Source organism: Thermus altitudinis (assembly GCF_022760835.1).
Taxonomy (GTDB): domain Bacteria; phylum Deinococcota; class Deinococci; order Deinococcales; family Thermaceae; genus Thermus; species Thermus altitudinis.
This window is the reverse complement of record NZ_JAKTNQ010000023.1, coordinates 12239-32501: the sequence shown is the minus strand read 5'-3', so window position 1 is coordinate 32501 and position 20263 is coordinate 12239. Positions and strand designations below refer to the sequence as shown.

At 64.4% G+C, this 20263-nt stretch carries 16 protein-coding genes, 1 tRNA gene and 1 CRISPR repeat array; of the genes, 4 read left to right on the top strand and 13 right to left on the bottom strand.

What is annotated here, in order from left to right:
- Window positions 1-12: 12 nt before the first annotated feature.
- The gene (locus L0D16_RS08835; protein ID WP_243031499.1) at window positions 13-906 is read right to left on the bottom strand and encodes a sensor histidine kinase; all 894 of its coding nucleotides are present in this window, start codon (window positions 904-906) and stop codon (window positions 13-15) included.
- Window positions 903-1595, bottom strand: coding sequence for a response regulator transcription factor (locus L0D16_RS08830; protein ID WP_243031498.1), 693 nt, complete (start codon window positions 1593-1595; stop codon window positions 903-905). The genes L0D16_RS08835 and L0D16_RS08830 overlap by 4 nt, the downstream gene beginning before the upstream one ends.
- Before the next feature lie 91 nt (window positions 1596-1686).
- On the opposite strand from L0D16_RS08830, the gene L0D16_RS08825 reads away from it, so the two are divergent.
- A tRNA-Val gene (locus L0D16_RS08825) sits at window positions 1687-1761 on the top strand.
- Between the two features lie 261 nt (window positions 1762-2022).
- Here L0D16_RS08825 and L0D16_RS08820 read toward each other — a convergent pair.
- Window positions 2023-2937, bottom strand: a complete 915-nt coding sequence (locus tag L0D16_RS08820; RefSeq protein ID WP_243031497.1) for a WD40/YVTN/BNR-like repeat-containing protein — start codon at window positions 2935-2937, stop codon at window positions 2023-2025.
- A 184-nt stretch (window positions 2938-3121) separates the two neighbouring features.
- Here L0D16_RS08820 and L0D16_RS08815 point away from each other — a divergent pair, with 184 nt between their 5' ends.
- The 3 genes from L0D16_RS08815 to L0D16_RS12455 all read left to right on the top strand — a co-directional run bounded on the left by L0D16_RS08815 (window position 3122) and on the right by L0D16_RS12455 (window position 4373).
- The gene (locus L0D16_RS08815; RefSeq protein ID WP_243031496.1) at window positions 3122-3682 is read left to right on the top strand and encodes a WD40/YVTN/BNR-like repeat-containing protein; all 561 of its coding nucleotides are present in this window, start codon (window positions 3122-3124) and stop codon (window positions 3680-3682) included.
- A gap of 92 nt (window positions 3683-3774) precedes the next feature.
- Entirely contained in the window at window positions 3775-4089 is a 315-nt protein-coding gene (locus L0D16_RS08810; RefSeq protein ID WP_243031495.1) for a DUF7718 family protein, read from the top strand.
- Window positions 4086-4373 carry a DUF5647 family protein gene (locus L0D16_RS12455; RefSeq protein ID WP_279231291.1) on the top strand — a complete coding sequence of 96 codons (288 nt, stop codon included), beginning with the start codon at window positions 4086-4088 and terminating at the stop codon, window positions 4371-4373. The genes L0D16_RS08810 and L0D16_RS12455 overlap by 4 nt, the downstream gene beginning before the upstream one ends.
- 15 nt (window positions 4374-4388) lie before the next feature.
- Here the strand turns inward: L0D16_RS12455 and L0D16_RS08800 are convergent, their stop codons facing one another.
- From L0D16_RS08800 to L0D16_RS08755, 10 genes are all read right to left on the bottom strand, one after another.
- Window positions 4389-4823: a hypothetical protein gene (locus L0D16_RS08800; RefSeq protein WP_243031494.1), complete on the bottom strand. Its 435-nt coding sequence runs from the start codon at window positions 4821-4823 to the stop codon at window positions 4389-4391.
- A 25-nt stretch (window positions 4824-4848) separates the two neighbouring features.
- On the bottom strand, window positions 4849-5181 hold the full coding sequence (locus tag L0D16_RS08795; RefSeq protein WP_243031493.1) for a tyrosine-type recombinase/integrase: 333 nt from the start codon (window positions 5179-5181) through the stop codon (window positions 4849-4851).
- Window positions 5182-5883: 702 nt separating this feature from the next.
- Window positions 5884-6294: direct repeats of the CRISPR family, unit length 36 nt; unit sequence GTTGCAAGAGATGCTTCCCCGTAAGGGGATTGCGAC.
- A gap of 35 nt (window positions 6295-6329) precedes the next feature.
- A complete protein-coding gene (locus L0D16_RS08790) occupies window positions 6330-7829 on the bottom strand; it encodes a transcription antiterminator BglG (RefSeq protein ID WP_243031492.1) in 1500 nt (499 codons plus the stop codon).
- Window positions 7822-8391, bottom strand: coding sequence for a hypothetical protein (locus L0D16_RS08785; RefSeq protein ID WP_243031491.1), 570 nt, complete (start codon window positions 8389-8391; stop codon window positions 7822-7824). Before L0D16_RS08785 ends, L0D16_RS08790 begins: the two co-directional genes overlap by 8 nt.
- A 4-nt stretch (window positions 8392-8395) precedes the next feature.
- Window positions 8396-9346, bottom strand: a complete 951-nt coding sequence (locus L0D16_RS08780) for a hypothetical protein (protein WP_243031490.1) — start codon at window positions 9344-9346, stop codon at window positions 8396-8398.
- Window positions 9339-14390, bottom strand: a complete 5052-nt coding sequence (locus L0D16_RS08775) for a RecQ family ATP-dependent DNA helicase (protein WP_243031489.1) — start codon at window positions 14388-14390, stop codon at window positions 9339-9341. Before L0D16_RS08775 ends, L0D16_RS08780 begins: the two co-directional genes overlap by 8 nt.
- 632 nt (window positions 14391-15022) lie before the next feature.
- Window positions 15023-16705: an ABC transporter permease gene (locus L0D16_RS08770; protein WP_243031488.1), complete on the bottom strand. Its 1683-nt coding sequence runs from the start codon at window positions 16703-16705 to the stop codon at window positions 15023-15025.
- Complete coding sequence (locus L0D16_RS08765; RefSeq protein ID WP_243031487.1) at window positions 16702-17805, bottom strand: ABC transporter ATP-binding protein; 1104 nt, start codon at window positions 17803-17805, stop codon at window positions 16702-16704. Before L0D16_RS08765 ends, L0D16_RS08770 begins: the two co-directional genes overlap by 4 nt.
- Window positions 17806-17813: 8 nt before the next feature.
- Window positions 17814-18818: an ABC transporter substrate-binding protein gene (locus tag L0D16_RS08760; protein WP_243031486.1), complete on the bottom strand. Its 1005-nt coding sequence runs from the start codon at window positions 18816-18818 to the stop codon at window positions 17814-17816.
- A gap of 160 nt (window positions 18819-18978) precedes the next feature.
- Entirely contained in the window at window positions 18979-20256 is a 1278-nt protein-coding gene (locus tag L0D16_RS08755; protein ID WP_243031484.1) for an ABC transporter substrate-binding protein, read from the bottom strand.
- Window positions 20257-20263 lie beyond the last annotated feature (7 nt).

The window sequence follows — 20263 nt, the reverse complement described above, 5'->3', positions numbered from 1 at the left end:
TGCCTCCTTTCCCTAGTGTAGAGGAAGAGCCACGCCAAAGACGTTTTCCTCCCCCTCCCTATGGGCGTAAGCTTCCCCGCCTAGGCCCTGGGCGATCCGCCGCACCAGGTAAAGCCCTAAGCCTTGGCCCGCCCCCCCTTGGAACCCCCGGTGACGGGGGAGGAAGAGGGCCTCGTAATCGGGGAGCTCGGGCCCCTGGTCCCGGACTTCCACCCGCAAACCTCCCGCCGCCTCCCGGGAGAGGAGGCGGATGGGATCCCGGCCGTACTTGAGGGCGTTGTCCAAGAGGTTCAGGAGGATTTGGAAGAGGGCCTCGGGATCCGTGTGGACGGTATGGGGTAGGTGAACCTCCAGTTGCCTTCCCTCAAGCCTTTCCCGGAAAAGTTTCTGCAGGCGGGGCCAGAGCTCTTGCAGGACAAAGGTGCGCTTGGGGCCGGGTTGGGTTAGGGAGAGGTCCCGCACCAGCCGAGAAAGGCGGGCCACCTCGGCCTTGAGGAGGTCCAGCACCTCCTTCTCCTCCCGGGTTTTGGGGGTAAGGACCTCCAGGAGGGGCCCCATCCCCGCCAAAGGGGTGCGGAGCTCGTGGGCCAGGGCCTGGGTGGCTTCCTCTAGGGCCACAAGGCGCTCATGGAGCTCGGTCTCGTCCAGGAGGTAGAGCCGGCCCGGCAGGGCCTTGGCCCTCAGGGTGCGGCCCCGCACCTGGAGGGTGCGCTCCCCTCCGTGAAGGGCCAAGGCCTCGAGGCGGTGGTCCCGGAGGGCCAAGAGGAGGGGGCGGCCCACCACCCTTTCCCGTTTCACCTGCAAAAGCTCCGCCGCCTTGGGGTTCAGGTAGAGGACCTGCCTTTGCTGGTGGAGAACCAACCCCTCCAAAGCTTCCTCCCAGGCCTCGGTCAAAAGCTCCTTCACCCTTCCCCCTCGGTCTGCTTCGTGGGTGTCTTGAAGCGGTACCCCATACCCCGCACGGTCTCCAGGAAACGGGGGGCCTTGGGGTCCTCCCCCAGCTTTTCCCGTAGCTGGAGCACGTGCTGGTCCACGGTCCGGGGGGTACCCAGGTAGTCGTGGCCCCATACCGCTTCCAGGAGCTCCTCCCGGGAGTAGACCCGGCCTGGGCGCTGGGCCAGGAAGGCCAAGAGTTCAAACTCCCGCCGGGTGAGGGGAAGGGGCTGGCCCTCGAGGCTGGCCTCTTTCCGCTCTAGGTCCAGGACCAAGGGCCCATGCTTGAGCACCTTCCGCTTGCCCGCGCGCCGTAAGAGGGCCTCGAGGCGGGCCAGAAGCTCTTCTGTGGCGAAGGGCTTCACCAGGTAGTCGTCGGCTCCGCGGGAAAGCCCTTCCACCCGGTCCCGCACCTCGGCCCGGGCGGTGAGCATCAGAACGGGCAGTTCGGGGAAGGGGCCTTGGCGCATCCGATCCAAGAGCTTTGTCCCGGGCTCGTCGGGAAGCATCCAGTCTAGGACCACGGCTTCCGCCTCCTCCAGAAGCCGCCAGGCCTCCCCCACGGTGGTGGCCTCCAGCACCCGGTGCCCGGCTTTCTCCAGGGCCAGCCTCACCCCTAGCCGCACCGCGGGCTCGTCCTCCACCAGAAGGACCGTGGCCATGCCTTCAGTCTAGCCCCCTATTTGTCAGAGGAGGGTCAGGCGCCTTGCTTGACAGGCCTCCTGGCCCCGTGCTACCCTGCAAAAGGCTTAGGGGCGGCTAGCTCAGCGGAAGAGCGCTCGCCTCACACGCGAGAGGTCGTAGGTTCAAGTCCTACGCCGCCCACCACGATGGAAACGGTGAAATCCCCGGGTGCATGCCCGGGGTTTTGCCTTTGCCTTACCCCTTGTTTACCCCTTATCCGGGGAGGTCCCTTTACCAGAGGGAAAGGGCGTCGCCACCCCGGTACCACCGCCGGGGGTGGCCCAGGATGGGCGGTCTTCTCACGGGCGTCCCCACGGACCGCTGGGCCGTGAGCCCCTGGCGGCCCCGCCCGAAAGGAGTGTTCCCTGGCCTCAGGCGGCCAGAGCTTGGGGTTCAGGGGGCCCCTCAGCGGAGGGCCAGGTATCCCCCGCTGCCCACGGCCACCCACCGGTTTTGGCCATGGGCTAGCCCGTTAACCAGAATGGCCCTGGGGAAGTCCTCCTCCCTCCAGGCCAGGCCGTCGGGGGAACGGTGGGCCTTCCCGTCGGAGAGCACCAGGAACTCACCCCCGCCGAAGGCCAGGGTGCGGGGAAGGAGGGCCCGGGGGCTAGGGTGCCTGCTCCAGGTGCGGCCATCCTGGGACCGGAGGACGTAGCTGCCATCCGCGGGCAGGGCCAGGAAGACGCCGTTGCCGTAGGCCACGGAATGGAGGTCATCCCCCACCCCAGAGGGAACCTGCTCCCAGCCTAGGCCATCCTCCGAGACCCAGATCTGCCCCCGCTGCCCCACCACCACCCACCGCCCCCCGCCATAGGCCACACCAGTCAGCTCCATGGCCCCTCCGGTGGGCAGCTCCACCCACTGCCAGCTCCGTGGGTCGGCCCCTGAGACCAGAAGGCGGCCAAAGGCGTGGGTAGCCACAAAGCGGCCGTTGCCGAAGGCCACCCGGTTGAAGTAGCCCAGGTTGCCCCCGAAGGCTTTTTCCCAAGAGCGACCATCCCCGGAGACCAGGACGGTGTTGTCGAAGCCTACGGCCACGTAGAAGCCCCCTCCATAGGCCACGTGGGTAAGCTGGGCCTGGGCGTCAAAGGGGACCTGGCTCCACCTAGACCCCTCGCTGGAGGCCAGGATCACCGTGCTGCCGGGTCCACCACCCACGGCCACAAACCCCTGGGGGCCGTGGGCGACCCCCAGGAGCTCTTGCGTGGTGGGGGAGGAAAGTTCCTGCCAACCGGGGATGGGCTGGACGGGGCATCCCGTGAGAAGGATGCCTCCAAGGAGAAGGGCGGACACGGTTCTCCAATGGGCTTGGCCTCGCATGTAGGCATGTTAGGGTGGAGGGTAAGGATGTGACGAACCGATGCCAGCCTCACGGGGCCACGCTTGGCACAGGCTCAAGGCCCTTCTCCTCTCCGCCTTCCTTCTCCTTTTCGCCGGGAGCGGCCTTGTCGCAGGAGCTACGGGTGCCCCGGGTGGGGGGAATGCGGGGGAAACGTAGCGGGTGGTGCAAGGCCCCATCTGGGATGTAACTTACGGTAATGGCCGCTTCTTGGCCGTGGGGAAAGGGGGCACCATTCTCACCTCCGCCGATGGGGTGAGGTGGACCCGGCAGGAATCGGGGACTAGGGCCGATCTCTATGGCATCACCTATGGAAACGGCCGCTTCGTGGCCGTGAGGGAAGGGAGCACCCTCGTCACTTCGACCGACGGGGTGAGCTGGGCCCAGCAGGACCTGGGGACGGGGGTTTGGCTCTATGGCAATGGCGTCACCTACGGGAACGGCCGCTTCGTGGCTGTGGGCGAGAGAGGCACCATCCTCACCTCCACCGATGGGGTGAGGTGGACAGTGCAGACCTCTGGGACGAACAAGGAGCTCTATGGCGTTGCTTTCGGGAACGACCGCTTCGTGGCCGTGGGAGCGAGGGGCACCATCCTGGTCTCTCCCGATGGGGTGGGCTGGACCCAGCGGGCCTCGGGGACGAGGGCCGATCTCTTTGGCGTCACCTACGGGAATGGCCGCTTCGTGGCCGTGGGGGATGAGGGCCGGATCCTCATTTCCCCCTAGCGCCCCTTCCCGACAGGAGCTCGCCGGCTGCTAGCCCCCGCCCGAGGCCCACCCAGGTCAGGCCCTAGGAGTCCGAGGGGTGCCGGATCCACTTGTGGCGATGGCTACCCGGCCCCCGTTGGGCTGCCGCTCCCGTGGAGGTGGCCAGGGGGAAGCTCCTCTCCTGGGCGGTACAGCTGGAATGGTGCGACCCGGAGGAGGAGCGTTGGGTCTGGGTGGTCCGCTACGATACCGCCGGCGGCAGAGGGCACCAGGACCGCAACCGGATCGCCGCCCATGAGGCGGTCCCCTTACCGGGGGATCCCAGTCGGGCGCTGAAATGGGCACAGGATGACCTACGCCAGCAAGCCCAGCGGTACATTGAGGAGTACCGGGCCGCCAAGGCCCCAGGAGGAGAGGAGAAATGACAGGAAGCCTTACCCCTGAGGACAGACTCTTTGCCCTGCAGGGGCGCTTTGGGGAAGCCCTCCTGGAGAGGCCAGAACTCTTGGAGGCTCTTCCCGAGAAGTTTGTCCTGGTGGTCCTACCCCTGGACGATCCGGAGGCCGGCCGCCTAGCCCTGGAAAGGCTACCCCGCCTCCAGGCCTGGACCGAGGAGGAAGGCCCCCTGGTGCACGCCCTTTTCCAGGGGGGAGAGCTGGTGGGCGTGGTCCTCCCCCAAGGCCGGGTGGTGGCCACCCGGGCCGCCTAGGGGTTTTGGGAGGGTTCAGGCCACCCGCCAGGGGGGGGCCTGGCGGAAAAGGGCCAAAACCCCCTCGGCCTTCAGCAAAGCGACCAATAAGGCGCCGGGTCTTCGCACGCCCCCGGATCTAACGGCCAGCCTGACCCGCCAAATGGCCCACAGGAGCACCCTCATGGCCCCTGGGCCGTAGCCGTAGACCTCCGCCCGGAAAGCCCCCCAGATGGCCCAGGCATAGAACCGGGTGCTCCCCGGGCCCTGCCATCCCTTGGCCAGACCCAGGGCCACCTCCCTTTCCCGTGGGCGACCACCCGTGGAAACCCGGGGAGCTGCCAGGGCCGGTTCCGCCGGGCAGGGAGGGGCTCCCAACTCCCCCGTCATCCCCAGAGGCTCTACCGGATCCCCACCCCCAGGTCCAGCCAGCATGGTCCCATGGGGCAAGGCCCGAAGGCCGGTGGCCATACCCGTTGTGCCCCCTGGGGAGGCTCTAGCCCCGGTCCTCGGGGTCCCCCGGGTGGGGCAGGAGCTGGAGGGAGCGGAGGGTGGCCTTCAGGTCCTCCTGGGTTACCTTGGCGTAGTGGTGTAGGGCGGTTTGCAGGCTTCGGTGGCCGGCCAGGGCCGCGGCCAGTTTGGGGTTACCGGTCTGGCGGATGATGCGGGTGATGAAGGTGGCCCGGAGGTCGTGGAGGCGGGCTCGGGGCACCTCGGCCTTCCGCAGGAGGTCCAGCCAGACCCGGCGAAGGTTTTCCGGGCGCAGGGGTGTGCCGTTCACGGAGGGGAAGACCAGGCCCTGGAGCGGTACAACCGCAGCGTGGCCCAACGGTAGGCCTCGAGGCCCCAGGCCCCCGGGACCTACCCCGGGGGCGGCTCCTTTCCCTGGACCAGAGGGGTTCCACGCTCCAGGCTGCCTTAGGGTGAATCCCCGCCCCAACGGGGAAGGGGAGGCCTGCGATGGGAGGCGCGGTTTTCCCTTGTCGGCGTCCTGGACCTGGTGGCCGTGGCCAGGGAAACAGGCCCGTAGGCGGTGGTCCGGAAGAGGGGAGGGCAAGGGCCAAGGGCTAGGTACGCGGGGAGCCCCTCCACGGGTCCCAGGAGGACCCGGCCCAGTTGCCGGAAGAGGATGGCACCGGACGGTCCTAGCCCCTTTGCACTAAAGTGACCCGTACCACACTCCCACCCCCCACTTGACGCGGCGTAAAGGAAACTATCCCAGGCCGTAGTTTTGGAACGAACCTTTCTGGCCCCATCCTCTGCCACGCCCACTAGACGCGGTCAAATCTTCGCGGAACTGGTATAATGTTCTTGTCCGGATGCCCGGACGGGGATCTTGAAAGCCCATCCTTCCCATGCCTAAGGGCAATATGCGCTTTGTACATCTCATCGCCCCTTCCGAAAGCAGCTTCGCATCGCGCTAAGTCCCGCAAAACCCCCTCTATTCGCCCTATGCATATTCCAAACTTCATCTTTCTCATAAACCCCCTTCTGCCAGCCCTGTTCAGGACGTGATTTCTTGGGGGTTACCGTTGCAAGAGATGCTTCCCCGTAAGGGGATTGCGACAGCTCCACCCGCCACCCGTCATCAAGGTTGGCCAAGGTTGCAAGAGATGCTTCCCCGTAAGGGGATTGCGACGGAGAACCCATACAGGGGCAGTATGCCCCCGTAAATGGCGTGTTGCAAGAGATGCTTCCCCGTAAGGGGATTGCGACTACTCGTATGGCTTACGGGCGAAGATAATCATTCTTGCGTTGCAAGAGATGCTTCCCCGCAAGGGGATTGCGACTAACCAAATAGCGGTTCCCAAGCACGCTGACCTCGAGGCCGTTGCAAGAGATGCTTCCCCGTAAGGGGATTGCGACTTCAGGGAGGGTCCAAGGGCCATCAGGTCAATGTTTCCAAGTTGCAAGAGATGCTTCCCCGTAAGGGGATTGCGAGCCGCAATGATGCAAGGATTATCCGAAGGCCCGAACCTACAGGGCGATACCCAACCTGTACCACCCCTTTGGCCAGCCCTTTGGGGGCAGGAGGTGGCGGGCATGGGCTCCGATTCCCACTACCTCCACTACCTGGGGAAGCAGCCAGGCCTCGGCCACGGGTTCCCCCTCAGGACGAGGGAAGACCTGCCATTCCTTACGAAGCCTTTCGCCCACCCAAAGCCGCACCGTTACCGGCAGGCCCGGGGTGTGCGGGCGAACCCACACCGCTTCCCCCTCCACCCAAGAGTCAAATCCCGTATCTAGCTCTACGGGTAGGCTGGCGATGCGCCGCCACTCGTCTTTTCCCACTTTGATCTCCACCACGAGCTCCACCTCGCGGATATCCCCCTCGTACCCCTCCAGGGTGAGGGTTTCTTCCGATTCGGCGGGACGGCCAAAGGGGGCTAGGAAGTACCGTAGGCTAGTACATTTGGGCTGAAAGAGAAAGGTGTGTTTGGGCAAGGGTGTGCCTAGGCGCCAGCGAGGTACACCGAAGCGTATTCCACAGGCCCGATGGTGCAGGCGGAAGCGCACCACCTCCCCCTCGGGGAAAACCACCGTGACCTCCTCGGCTAGGGGCTCCCCGTTGGGACCCAGGCGCGGAACCCAGCTGAAAGGACGGAAACGCCCGTCATCCAGGATCACCTGGCCGTACACCTTCCACCCCTCCACCAAGGGCTCCTGGCTCAGGGCGGGCTTCACCCAAGCGAGGCTTTCAGGACTTTCCAGCACCTCCACCCGCACCTGGGGGTGGCGGTAGGCTCTTTCCCGCTTCCTCGGCAACCCCTTGAGCTCCCGGTACAAGTCTGCTAGCGCCTCGGGGGAGCGGCGGAAGAGGAGGCGGATGGGGTTTGGCCTCCCCAGATGCAGACCCGCCCCTTCCAAAAAGCGCAAAACCTCTTCCTCATCCGTTAGATCGGGAATCTCTTGCTCGTCCAATAGGATATCTAGGGCGCCCTTCAGCCTAGAAAAGATTCCCTCGTAGGCCCTAGCGGATTCGCACACCACGCCTTTTCGGTAGAACTCCCCAAAGGCCTTCTTCAAAACGGGAAGGCGCAGGGCGCGAAAATGGAAGATGGCGTCTAGCGTACCGATAAAATCCCGTTCATGTCCCCGGTGTCTGAGCTCCCTCCGGGTTTCCTCGTGCCAAGCTAAGGCCTCCCAGAGCCGGTCGTACTCCTTGGGTGTCGGTAGGTTACGGTCTTTGATCCCTAGCTCCTCCAGGAAGTGGGGCCAGAAGGCTTGGTCGTTTTCCGGCACCTCCCGGTATAGGAAATACCCCCGCAAGAAGCCTAGGAGTACCCTTGCGGGGACCAACTCCTGTTCCCTGGAGACCACCACTTGCGTGAGTTTCTCCCACCGGTTACCCTTCCAAACGTCTTGCATTAGGGTTTTGGACCCCTCGTAATCCTCTTGGGTCACCGGGGCCTGGGCGACCCCCCGCTCCCGCACGGCCCTATCCAGGTTGACTGCATGCTGAAAGGCGTCAGGCATGCCCGTTCTCCGAGGGTTCAGTTCCTTGCCCCTCCAGCCACGCCCATAAGGCCCACTCCAGCACCAAGCCTGTCCACAACTCCTTCCAATCCACGTCCTGGCCTTCCAGTACTCCCGCGAGAAACCTCGAGCGCCGGCTCCACAACCCTTGCAGGAAAGGGCGCAGTTCCTGGCCGGATAGGCGTTGAGCCTCCTGCAAAAGGGTCTGGTCCCAAAGGGCGATATCCCGGGCCAGGCGCTGGAAGAAACCCTCTCCTAGAGGGGCACGAGACGTCCTTTCCAGGGTGGTTTGGAGTCGCGAAAGGGCCTCGGTGCATGCGTCCAGCTGCTGCCGCAGTCTGCGGAGATCCTCGTCCTTACGGGACAGCTGGGTTTCGTACTGGGCCCGTTGCTCATTCAAGGCCGCGGCCAATCTATGCCGCTCCTCATAGAGGATGTCCTCGAGGGCTTGAAGGCGCTCCTCCAGGGCGGCCTTCTCCGCCTGCCACTGGGCCCAGTCCTCTTGCCAGCGCCTCTCATACCACTGGAGGAATTTGCGACACTCTTCCGTTAAGCCTTCCACTCCCTCATCCTCCCTTTTCCGAACTCCCCAGGTCCAGGAAGCTTTGGATGCGTAGGGCATAGGTGCGGAGCCACCGGTCTAGGGGTAGCCGTGCTAGGTCCTCGAGGAACACCTCCACCCCAAGCAAGACCAGCCCTTCGCGGGTATCCCCTAAAAGCTCCAGGTTGGAGTGTTCCCGAAACACCGCGTGCACCCCCCCCTTCTTTAGGGAACGATACCCCTCTACCAGGGCCAGAAGGCGGTCCTGTGGCTGGGTAGCAAAGTGGGGATAATCCAGGACTAAGACCCGGAGCAGGGCCTCCGCGGGGAAGGGCTCAGGGAGTTTTTCCGCATGGGCCTGAATCCAAGAGTAACGCCCTAGGAGGTCCTCCTTCTCCTCCAACTCCGCCTCCAGCCTCTCCACCCTAGCTTGGAGCTCAACCGCTCGCTTCTCGGCGTCAGACAAAGCCTCCAGGAGCCTTTCCTGCTTCCGTAAGGCGTCCTCCAGACTTCCATGTACCCGGGCCGTCTCCGCCTTCTGCTGGACCAACTCCTGCTGCAATCTGGAAAGCTCCGCTTCCAGATTATCCAGGTGCCGCCGCAAACCGGCCTGTTCCTGCCGCGCCAGATCCCTTTCCCGTTCCGCCTTCTGCCGTGCGGATGTCTCTCCTTGAAGCCGCCGGGTAAGGTCTTGCAACTGATGGTCCTTCTTCTTTAGGCGTTCCTGGCACTCCCGTAGACGCCTGCGCGCCTCTGGGTCTTCTTTCGGCGGGTCCCTGACCTCGCTGCCGCGCAACAGGTCCCAGGCGGAGCCGGAAATAGGCCGGCCTTCGGACCAGGTGGGAAGTGGAAGCTCTAGGCCCCAACGGGGAAGGCTGCGGCGGAGGGCTTCCAGGGTTTTGGGGGCGTCGTCACTTACCCCCTTGCCCAGCAGCCTTTGGGCGATCTCTTCCAACAGGGCTTCCCACTCAGGCATGAGGCTTCCCTCCTTTGGTTAGGCCCTCCCAATAGGCCCGACCCTTGGCCGTAAGGCCGTAGACGGGTTTATCCCCATAGAAGTTCTTAAGCTCAATGAGCCCATCATCTAGGGCCTTATCAAAGGTTTGCTTGAGATGCCTTTTGCTCATAAAGGCCAGGTGGCCAAAAAAGCGGTTATCCGTGTACCTTCGTCCCAGGGGATTGCCCTTGGGTCCGGTCTCACCCCTTAAGGCCATGAGGGTGCTGTTTTTCCCCAAGGTGCTGTAGGCGGAGGATTGGAGCTCCGCATAGCGGAAGAAGGCGAGAAGGATATCCAGGGGACGATAGACGCGTTCTAGGTCCTCCTGGCTAAAGTCCTCAATGCCCTCCCAAGGCCCCCTATCCCCGGAACACACGTCACACCCGCATTCCCTTCCCTTTGGAAAGGTGTCCCCCAGGTACCTGAGGAGGATCTGCGTTCGGCAGACGCTCCTAGTGGCATAGCGCTTGACCTGCTCCAGCCGGTCTTTCTTCTTGTCCAACTGCTCGTCCAGGCTCCGGCGCCAAGTGCGGTAACCGTCAAGGGAGGCGAACTGGATAAGGAAATAGGGCTCTCGGTAACGGAGAACGCGCACCTGCCCCTCCCGGTGTAGGGTATAAAGGGCCTCATCCAACTCCAGCGCCTCTTCAGGGGTGAACTGGGAAAGGTCCAAAACCTCTCCTCGGGTACTACCCTTGAATCCTGCCTGGAGAACGAGCGCCTTTAGCCTGCTAGGCAGGAGTTCAAGAAGCCTCGGAGCCGAGAGAAAGACTTTGCCCACCTGATACTGGTAACGGATGATCCCGGCGATTTCCAGGCTCTGCAGGATACGTTCTAGGTTTTCGGGATCAATGGCGATCTCCCGGGGCTTTTCCCCCGCCACAAGCTCTTCCTCTTCCTCCTCTTCCTCCTCTTCCTCCGTCTCATCGGAGTCCTCAAGATCTTCTGAAGGGGTACCCTCCTTCGCCTTGTAAACCCTGTCCACGATGTCTTGCCGATAGCCGCGAATAGCCCTCTCCCCTTCAGGCAAGTTTTCTAGGAGCTCTATAAGAAGTTCCGCGAACTGCACTTCAGCACGGCTTAGCCCGTTTACCCCTACCAACCACCTGAGGAAACCCCAGTCCCCTTGCGTGTAGAGGAGGAGGGCATAGGCCTCCTTTCCGTCCCTCCCTGCTCTGCCCGCCTGCTGGATGTACTCCTCTAAGCTCCGGGGCGGACGCCAATGGGCCACGAGGCGCACATCGGGTTTGTCTATACCCATTCCGAAGGCTGTGGTGGCCACCATTACCCGGGTCTCCCCTCGGATAAAGCGCTCCTGGGCTTCACGGCGGGGAAGGCTTCCCATCCCCGCGTGGTAGGCCTCCACCCTAAGGTCAGGGAGGAGGCGGCCCAAGGCCCAAGCCAATCGTTCCGCCTCGTTTCGGGTGGTGGTGTACACGATGGCGCTGCCTTCACCCTCCGAATCCTGTTGCAGCAGCCACATCAGGGCTTTGGCAAGAACCTGTAACTTCCCCCGCTCCCCCTTGGCGGCTCGCACCACAAAGCGGAGGTTTTCCCGGTGGAAGGTGTCGGGCCTGACCACGATGCCATCCCGTAGTTTGGCCACCTCCTTAAGGGTCTCGAGGTCCGCGGGGGTTAGGGTTGCGGTGAAGAAGCTCCGCGGTACACCTTCCAGGGCGGCCAGCTTCTCCAGGGCCTTCAGGTAGTCGGGCCGGAAGTCAAAGCCCCATTCCACCAAGCAGTGGGCCTCGTCAAACACTACCCGTTGAAGCTGTCTCTGTTGGTGCAGCTCTCGCAGCGTTTTCCAAAGGGCCTCGCTGCGGTTGACGCGCTCGGGGCTCACGTAAAGCAACCTGACCCGGCCCTCCTTCACCTCATCAAGCACGCTACTCTGCTCGCCGGGTCCCATTAGGGAGTGCACGGCGCCCACCGGGAGACCCAGTTCCAGAAGCCGGTCCGCCTGGTCCTTCATGAGGGCTACCAAGGGGGATACCACCAAGGTGAGTCCCTCTGCCAAAAGGGCCGGTACCTGAAAGGCCAGGCTTTTGCCGAAGCCCGTGGGGAGGAGGGCCACCAAGTCCCGGCCCTCGAGGGCGTGGGAAATGGCTTCCCATTGCTTTTCCCAGCGGTCCTCCTGTAGGTCCTTAATCTGGAAAACCTCCTTCACCACCTTCCGGGCCTTCTCCTCTAGGGTTTCCGTGCCTTCCAGGATTTTTCGGATCGTGCCTAGGGTAGCCTCCTCCAGCTCCTCTAGGGGAAGCTCCTCACGTTTGACCCCGAGGATTTCCGCTAGGTGGTCGTAAAACTCTTGACGGGTCCGGGGGAAGAGGAGGTGCACTCCATCGGGGAGGACGCGAAGGAAGACCTCCTGATATGCACTGTTCAGGATTTTCTTATCCCAAAGCACGAAGGCGCCGAGGCCTGAGCGGTCCCGCGGACCCCGTATGAGCCGGCCAAAGGCTTGGGCGAAGGAAAGGGCCGCTTTGGGCAGGTAATAGTCCCACCAGGGGTCCAGACCCTCCTCATACACCCTTTGCATGCGGCGCTGAAGAAGAGGTTCGGGGAGGGGGAAGGGTAACCGCTCCAAGTTGACCAGCTTCAGATCGGGGAAGTCCACCCCTTCCATGTAGCTGCGGGAGCCTAGGGCGGCAACGGGGGACTCCGGGTCCGACTTGATGAGATTGGCCACGTCGTCCCGCTCCTTCCGGGTGAGGGGTACCAGGAGGTGGGGGAGGTCCTCCAGGGCCCTTTTGGCATCCTCCATACGCTTGCGGCTGGTGAAAAGGGACAGGCTCCGGTGGGCCTTAGGCAGCAAGAGTCGGAGTTCTCTATGGAACATGGACTGAAACCGCGCCAAGGTGCTGCTCCGGGCCTCAGGTAAGTGCCTGGGCACCAGGAAATGGGCCTTCTCATAGGGTAGGGAAGGGGGGAGCTGGTGGTGCGCCGATTCCTGGGGGAGGCCTAAAGCCCTTTTGATGAGCTGGAAGCCTTCGGGATCCCGGTCTGTGGGCACGGATAGGGTGGCGCTGGTCAGGATTACGCTGTGGAACTTGCCCCAAAAGGAAGTCTTCAGGTGACTGCTTACGTCAATGGGTTGCGCCAGGTGCTGCCAGGTATCGGTGATTGGGTCCCATAGGGAGAGCTGTAGGTAGTTGGCGTTCGGGTCCTCGGGGGCTTTCGCCTCTTGGGCTTTCTCCGCGAGGGCCCTCCGCCGCCAGTCAAAGAGCCCTATGCTCCTGTTCAGGAACTCCATGAGGGGTTCTAAATCCCGGTACAAAAGGGTGTGGGAGGATTCCCCTTTTACCCATTGGAGCTGGTCCCGGAGCCTACGCAGGTCTTTTGCCAAGGCCTCTTCCAGGCGGGCGATCCGAGGCCACTCCTCCAGCCGTTTCCACTCCTGGGTAAGGGTTAGCCTAAGGCCGTATTCGGGCTCCCCCCAGCCGTACTTTTTTAGGAAGGGGACAAGGGCTTTGCGGTACTCTTCCAGTCTTTCCAGCAAGTCGGGTAGGGTGCCCTCCCGTATCTCCTGCACCCTCTTTTTGGTCTCTTCGGAAAGCTCTTTGAGGTGTCGATCGCTCAGCAATAGCCCTCGTCCGGTCTCGGGGTGGGCCAGCCTGCGGCAAAGGTGCACAAGATCCTCGTGGCCCACCGCTTCGGTGAGGGCTTCGGTGGTAGAGTCCTCCAGATGGTGGGCCTCGTCCACCACCAGGTTGTGTTCACCACCCGAAGGGGTTTCCTCAGGGTCGGCTTCAGCCCTTAGGATTCTATGGAGCAAGTAGGCATGGTTGGTCACCAACACTTGGGCGTCCTTGTGGTAAGCCCGGAGCTTTTGGTACGCGCAGGTGTGCAAAAAGGCACATTCCTCTCTGCAGCGATGGGGATTCGTACCCACCAGATTCCTGGCCTCGCGGAAACCGGGGGAAAAGTGCCAGTAGGCGGGAAGGGCCTCGAGGTCGTAGTGGCCTAAGGCCGCGTAGTGAACCAAAAGCCCTACGGCCACGCCTAGATCCCCGCTGTCCCCCTTACTTCTAAGGTCCAGGAAAAGGTCCAGAAGGAGGTCCGGGCAGAGGGTGTCCTTTGGGCTCTTTACTAGGGCAGCCTTGACTTTGTAGCCCCTTTGGGCAATGGAGCGCAGTTCCCCCAGGGCCTGGGCCTGAAGGACTTTGGTGTAGGTGGCCACCCACACCTTTTTGCCAAGATGCAAGGCGGGGTACAGGTATCCCTTGGTCTTACCCGTTCCCGTGGGTGCCTCCAGGAGTACCGTTTCCCCGTTCTCTAGAGCCGTGGTCACCTGGGCGAACATCTGCTGCTGGGCCGGGCGTACTTCCGGGAGGAGGGTTTGCCCCAACTGGGAGAAATGGGGTAAGGGCTCGCCATCGGCGAAAACCACCTCCTTTTCCACGGGCGCGGGTATGGCCAAGAGGTCCTTTACCAAATCCAGCGAAGGGGTAAAAAGCGCTCCTTCAATAAGCCCCAGTTCCCGCCAGGCCCTGGCTATCCCCCCCGGCAGGGGATAGCTCACGAGGCCTCTCAAGACCTTCCAGGTGGCTTCAACGTCTACGTGGGCCTGGTGGGCCTCCTCGAGGGGTTCTCCCGTAAAGTAGGCATAAAGGTCCCCAAGGCGATATCCAGCCAGGCCTTCCGGGGGAAGGGGGAACACCAGATGGGCAAGCCGCAGGGTGTCCAGGGCTTTCAGGGCGGAGGCGGGAAGGTCTTTCCCAAGGTGTCTTTGCAGTATGGGGAGGTCAAAGGCTAGGAGGTTGTGGCCCAAAAGCTGCCTGTCCCCTAGGAAGTCTAGGAACTCGTCCAGGGCTTGCTGGAGAGGGACCTTTTTGAGGTTGTAGTCCTCGCTTTTGATCCCCGTGAAGCGGAAGGCCTCCTCGAGCCGGTCAGGGGGTCCCAGGTCCACCAGCCAACTGCGGCGCATTCCTTGGGCATCCTGTGCGGCAATCTGGAGGATTTCCGCCTCTTCACGATCCGGTGAGGTAGTTTCCAGGTCTACCGCGACAAAACGATCCAGCACACATACCCCCTTTGCCGTTATGATAAAAGGGCGCGCTATTCTTCCTGTGCGTTTTGACACCTCACAGGGAAGCCATAGCTGGCAAACGTGCTTGGCCCCCGGGTTTGCCTTCCTGGCCCGGATACGGGACCAGCGTAAGGCCGAGTTCCTCCTGGGAAACGTGCGCTACCCGGGACAGGGGTGGCTTGTGGACTAGGGCCACCACTTCCGGTAGGTGCACAGGAGGGAAAGGGAGGCTACTTGGCCTGATCTATCCACGCTAGCGGTGCGACAGGCTCGGGTCTTTCTCCTGCTTCCTTCCGACGAGGCACATGGGATTGGTGGCATTGCTCCCGGGCTAAAGGTGCTCTAAACGCAAGGGAATGCCGGGCTAGGGAGTTCCCTCTTCATCCGCTGCCCCTGGCTGACCCGCCCTTAGGCCAAGGGACCTCCGGGGAAAAAGTAGGGGATCCCCGCCACCCAGGGGGCGAAACCCCCTTTCGCGCCTACCCCAGCCCTGCCCACCTGGTCCTACCCCCTGGCCCGGGGTGCTCCCTCGCCGGCACTCCCAACCAGCACCAAAGGAGCGTCCTGAGGGGCTGCACCAGGTACCTTCGCAGGTCTACCAGGTGACCCGGTCCCCAGGCGCGGGGCTAGACCTGGGGCGGAGGTGCCTGGGGACTACGCCGGCGAACAGCTAGGTGGAGCAGGCCTGCGAGGAGCAAGGTGGAGAGGAGGACCAGGAGGAGGCCCAAAACCGCTACCCGGCCCCAAAGGCCATCGTGGGCGTAGGCTAGGAGTTGCACCGCCAATACCTCGCTCCCCGGCCGGGCCAACACCGCGGCCACGCCTAGCTCGCGGGCGAACTGGGAGGCGAGAAGGGCCCAGGCGGACACGGTGGCGGGGGCCAGGAGGGGTAGGAGGACCCGGCGCAAGGTGGCGAGGAAGGTGGCCCCCGCCGTGCGGGCCGCGTCCTCCAGGTCCCGGTGGAGCTGCAAAAGGGCGGTATTCATGGGCCGGACCCCGTAGGGCAGGTAAGTTCCCACAAAGGCTAGGACCAAGGCCCACAGGGTTGCGTACAGGGGGGTCTGGACGAAGAAGAGCATGAACCCCACCCCCACGATCAGCCCCGGCCAGGCGAAGGCGAGGAAGGTGAGGAGATCCAGGAGGGCGGTGGCGGGAGTGCGGCGGCGGTGGGTCACGTAGGCCACCAGGAGGGAAAGCCCTACCCCGAGGCTGGCCCCCACCACCGCCACGAAGGCGGTGTTCCCCAGGGCCCGGGCCACCACGGGGTCCTGGACCGCCCACTTCCAGTTGGCCAAGGTGAGAACCTCCCAGGCCTCAGGCCCTGGCCTAACCACATAGGGGAGAAAGCTGATGTAGGCCACGGTGGCTAGGGGGAGGAGCACCATGGCGAAGAGGAGGCCGAAGACCAGTAGGGCCAGGGGCCAGCGCCAGGGGCCCAGGGGAAGAACCCGGGGACGGTAGCCCTTCCCGGTAACGGTGGCGAAGCGTTCGCCCTTTTGTGTGGCCCAGCGGTAGAGGTAGGCCAGGACCATGGCCAAGGCCAGGCCCACCACCCCCAGGGCCGAGGCCTTGCCATAGTCGGGGTTCCAGCCCGTGGAGATGATGCGGTAGATGTAGGTGGTCAGGACGGGGATGCCCGCGGGTATCCCCACCACCTGGGGAATGGCGAAGGCCCCCAGGGTCCGGATGGTGGCCAGGAAGAAGGCGGCCAGGAGGGCGGGCCGCAGGAGGGGGAGGAGCACCCGGAGGAGGACCTGGTGGGGTCGGCCACCGGCCACCCGGCCCGCCTCTTCAAGGGCCGGATCCAGGGCGAGGAATACGGGAAAGAGCATGGCGAAGGCGATGGGGAGGTCCAGGAGGGCCTCGAGGAGGATCATCCCACCCAGGGAGTAGATGTTGAGGGGCCCCTGCTCCAGCCCCAAGAGCTCCTGCAGGTACAGGTTGAGGAGGCCGTTGGTGGGGTTGAGGAGCATGATCCAGGCGGCGGCGAAGAGCACATGGGGGATCATCATGGGAAGCCAGGGCAGGAAGAGGACCAGCCCCTTGCCGGGAAGGTCGGTACGCACCGCCAGAAAGGCCAGGACCCCGCCCAGGCCCGTGGCCAGGGACGAAGCCCCCAGGACGAAGGCCAAGGTGTTGAGGGCCACCCGGGGGAGTTCGGGGTCCAGGTAGACCTCCGCGTACTTCCTCCAGGTGAAAGGCCCCCAGGTGCCAAGCCCTTCGGAGAAGGACCCCAGGAGGAGGCTGGCCGCGGGGCCCAGGGTCAGGAGGCCCACCACCAGGAGAAGGAGGGGGACGGCGGCTCTCATGACGGGAGCAGGACCCGGCACCAGGCGGGGGCCACCCGGAGCTCCAGGGCATCCCCCACCTGGGGGGCCCGGGGTAGGTCTACCACCCGGAGGTCCACCCGGATGGGGGGGCCCTCCCGGGGCGCCACCTCCAGCCGGTACCCTTCCCCTATGAAGGCCACGGAGACCACCCGGCCCAGCAGGGGATTGCCCTCACCCCTGGGCTGGAAATGCTCTGGCCTTACCGCAACCAGCACCCGGGCTCCTTCGGGGAGGGCTCCCGGCCCCGTGCAGGACCAGACCCCGAAGGCCAGCTCCACCCGGGCCCTGCCCTGGGGTTCCCAGGCCAGGAGCCGGCCCTCCATGAGGTTGACCCGGCCCACGAAACCCACCACAAAGGGATCCTGGGCCTGGAAGTAGACCTCTTCGGGGGTGCCCTGGGCCACCACCCGTCCCTCCCGCATCACCAGGATGTGGTCCGCCACGGTCAGGGCCTCGGCCCGGTCATGGGTGACGTACACCGCGGTGATGCCCAGGTCCCGGAGGAAGGCCCTGAGTTCCAGGAGGGTGGCCTCCCGGAGCTGGGCGTCCAGGTTGGAGAGGGGTTCGTCAAAGAGGAGCAGGCGGGGCTGGGCCACCAGGGCCCGGGCCAGGGCCACCCGTTGCTGCTGGCCGCCGCTTAGGTCGGTGGCAGGGCGGTTTTCCAGCCCCGTGAGGCGCACCATCTCCAGGACCTGCCCCACCCTCTGCCGCACCTCGCGCTCGGATAGACCCCGGACCCGTAGGGGGAAGGCCACGTTCTCCAGCACGGTCATGTGGGGCCAGATGGCGTAGGACTGGAATACCATGCCCACCTCCCGGCGTTCCGGGGGGAGGCGGATCCCCTTTTCCTTGGACCAGAGGACCCTCTCCCCAAGGCGGATCTCCCCGCCGTCGGGCTCCTCCAAGCCCGCCAGGCAGCGCAACAAGGTGGTTTTGCCGCACCCGGAAGGGCCAAGAACCCCCAGCACCTTTGCGGGGGGCAGGTGGAAGGTCACGTCCCGCAGGGCCTCTACCCGGTGCCCCGGGGGACCGTAGGCCTTGCCCAAGCCCTGTACCGCGAGATGGGCATCCGAGGCCATCCCACCCCTTACCGCTTGAAGATGCGGGCAAAGACTTGGCTCCAGCGGGTGAGCTCCTCGTCGGAAAGATCCCTCACGGGCCGGACCGTGGCCTTGTTGATACCGGGGATGGGGGGGTAGGTCCCCTGGAGGAGGGTGTACTCCCCCACCTGTTCCGCCAGGGCCTTCTGGCCCTCACGGGAGAGCCAGTAGTCCACGAAAAGCCTCGCGGCGTTGGGCCGGGGCGGGTTCTGGGCGATGGCGATGGCCCGGGGCGAGCCGAAAAGGCCCTCGGGGGTGTTCACCCACATGAGGGGAGCCGGGGCCTTGGTGACCAGGTACTTGGGCATGGAGATGCCCACGGCCCTTTCCCCCCGGGCGAGGACATCGGGGGTGGGGCCCAGGGAGGCCACGAACATGGGGTTGTTGGCGGCAAGCCCCTGGAGCCACGCCGTCCACTCCTCGTCGCTCTTAAAGACCCCGTTCTCCCTGAGCCCCACTAGCCAGGCGATGGTGGTGGGGTGGCTGGTGGGATCCGGCATGACGATCCTGCCCCGCCACTTGGGGTCCGCCAGGTCCTTGTAGGTGGTGGGCGCCTCCTCGGGCTTCACCAGGCGGGTGTTGTAGAGAATGGCCATGTACTCTATGGCGAAGATTTGGTAGAAGCCCTCGGGGTCCCGGGTCCAGCGGGGGTAGCCAAAGCTCTGGGGGGAGACGTAGCGCCCGAGAACCCCTTCCTTCTTGAGGATCTCCATGACCGGTAAGGGGGCCTGAAGTACGTCCGCCTGGAGCTTACGGGCCCGGTGCTCGGTGAGGACCGCGGGGATGAACTTGTCCGTGGACACCCGCACGTACTCGGCCCTCACCCGGTACTTGTTCTGAAAGGCCTCCATCAGGGGTTCCACCCCGGTGATGTTGGCGTAGAAGACCACCTTGCCTTCGCCTTGGGCCTCCCGCACCCGCTCCGGGGCCTGGCCATGGGCCCATAGGGCGCTGAAAAGCAGGAGGAAAAGGAAAGCCTTGTTCTTGGCCACGGTTCACCTCCTCCAGCACCCTAAGGCCCCCTTGTCAGAAAGGTGTCAAGGGGGGCGGTTCCACCCCCCTTTACCTTCCCAGGCCCCCCCACCTGCGGGGGCCCGGGCCCAAGGGGATGGGCCTCGAGGCCACGGGGGAGGGGAGACCGTCCCCGGACCGCTACCGGCAGAAGGGCCTTAGGGCCTCATCCACCCGCCGCTGGGCCTCCCGGGTGGCTTCCCGTACCTCCTTCCGGCCCAGCACCACCGCCTGCTCCGCCTCGGCGATGATGTCCTTGACCTGCTGCAGGTTGTAGACGGGAAGCTCCGCCTTGGCGTAGGCCAGTTGCTCCCGGGCGGTGAGGGCCTGGGGCCACTGCCGCACGTACTCGCGCATGAGGGGAAGGTTCCAGCTGGAGCGCCTGGCGGCCACGTACCCGGAGTCTATGGACCACCGGGCCTGGAGCTCAGGGCTGGTCATGAACTTGATGAAGCGTAAGGTGGCCTCCCGTTTCCCAGGGTCCGAGCCCTTGAAGAGGTAGAAGTTGGCCCCACCCGTGGGTACCCCGTAGCGCACCAGTTTGGGCTGGAAGGCGGTGCCGAAGGGGAAGCGGGCGTTGTTGCGGATGAAGCCCAAGGAGCCCGTGGAGTGGTAGATCATGGCCACCTTGCCCGCGGCGAAATCCCCCGGGGTGGTGCCCCAGGCGATGACCCCTTCGGGGCTCACCCCGTGCTTGCGGGCCAGGTCGGCCTTGAACTGCATGGCCTTGCGCACGGGCTCCGTGTCCACCAGGACCTTGCACCCCCTGCCCGCGGGGTCGTAGAGGAGGCCTCCCGCCTGGATCACCAGGCCCTCCAGCAGCCAGGTGGACCGGTCCTCCGTGGGGATGGCCACCCCGTAGCGGACCACCCGGCCCTGGGCGTCCCGTTTGGTGAGCCGTTTGGCGTACTCCACCAGCTCGTCCCAGGTGGTGGGGGGTCTTTCAGGGTCCAGGCCCGCCTCCCGGAAGGCCTCCTTGTTGTAGTAGAGGATGGGGGTGGAGCGCTGGAAGGGGAGGCTGTACACCTTGCCGTCCAGGGTGGAGTTCATCATGAAGGCGGGGAAGAAGTCCTGCACCGCCCGCTTCAGTTCCGGGTCCTTGGCGAGGTAGGGGTCGAAGGGCTCGATGGCGTCCAGGGAAAGGAGGGTGTAGAGCTGCTGGGAGAGCAGGATGGCGGTATCGGGAGGGTTTCCCGCCTTGATGGCCGCCACCACTTTGGCCTGGTTCTCCTCATAGTTGCCCCCAAACACCGTGTTCACCCGGATGCCCGGGTTCTGCCGCTCAAAGTCCCGCACGTATCCCTCGATGAAGCGGGCCAAGGGGCCTGCCACCCCCACGGGGTAGTAGAAGGTGATCACCGTCTGTTGCCCGAGGGCCAAGCCTAAGGCCGTAAGAACCGCCGCTGCTAACCTGAGCATACCCTAT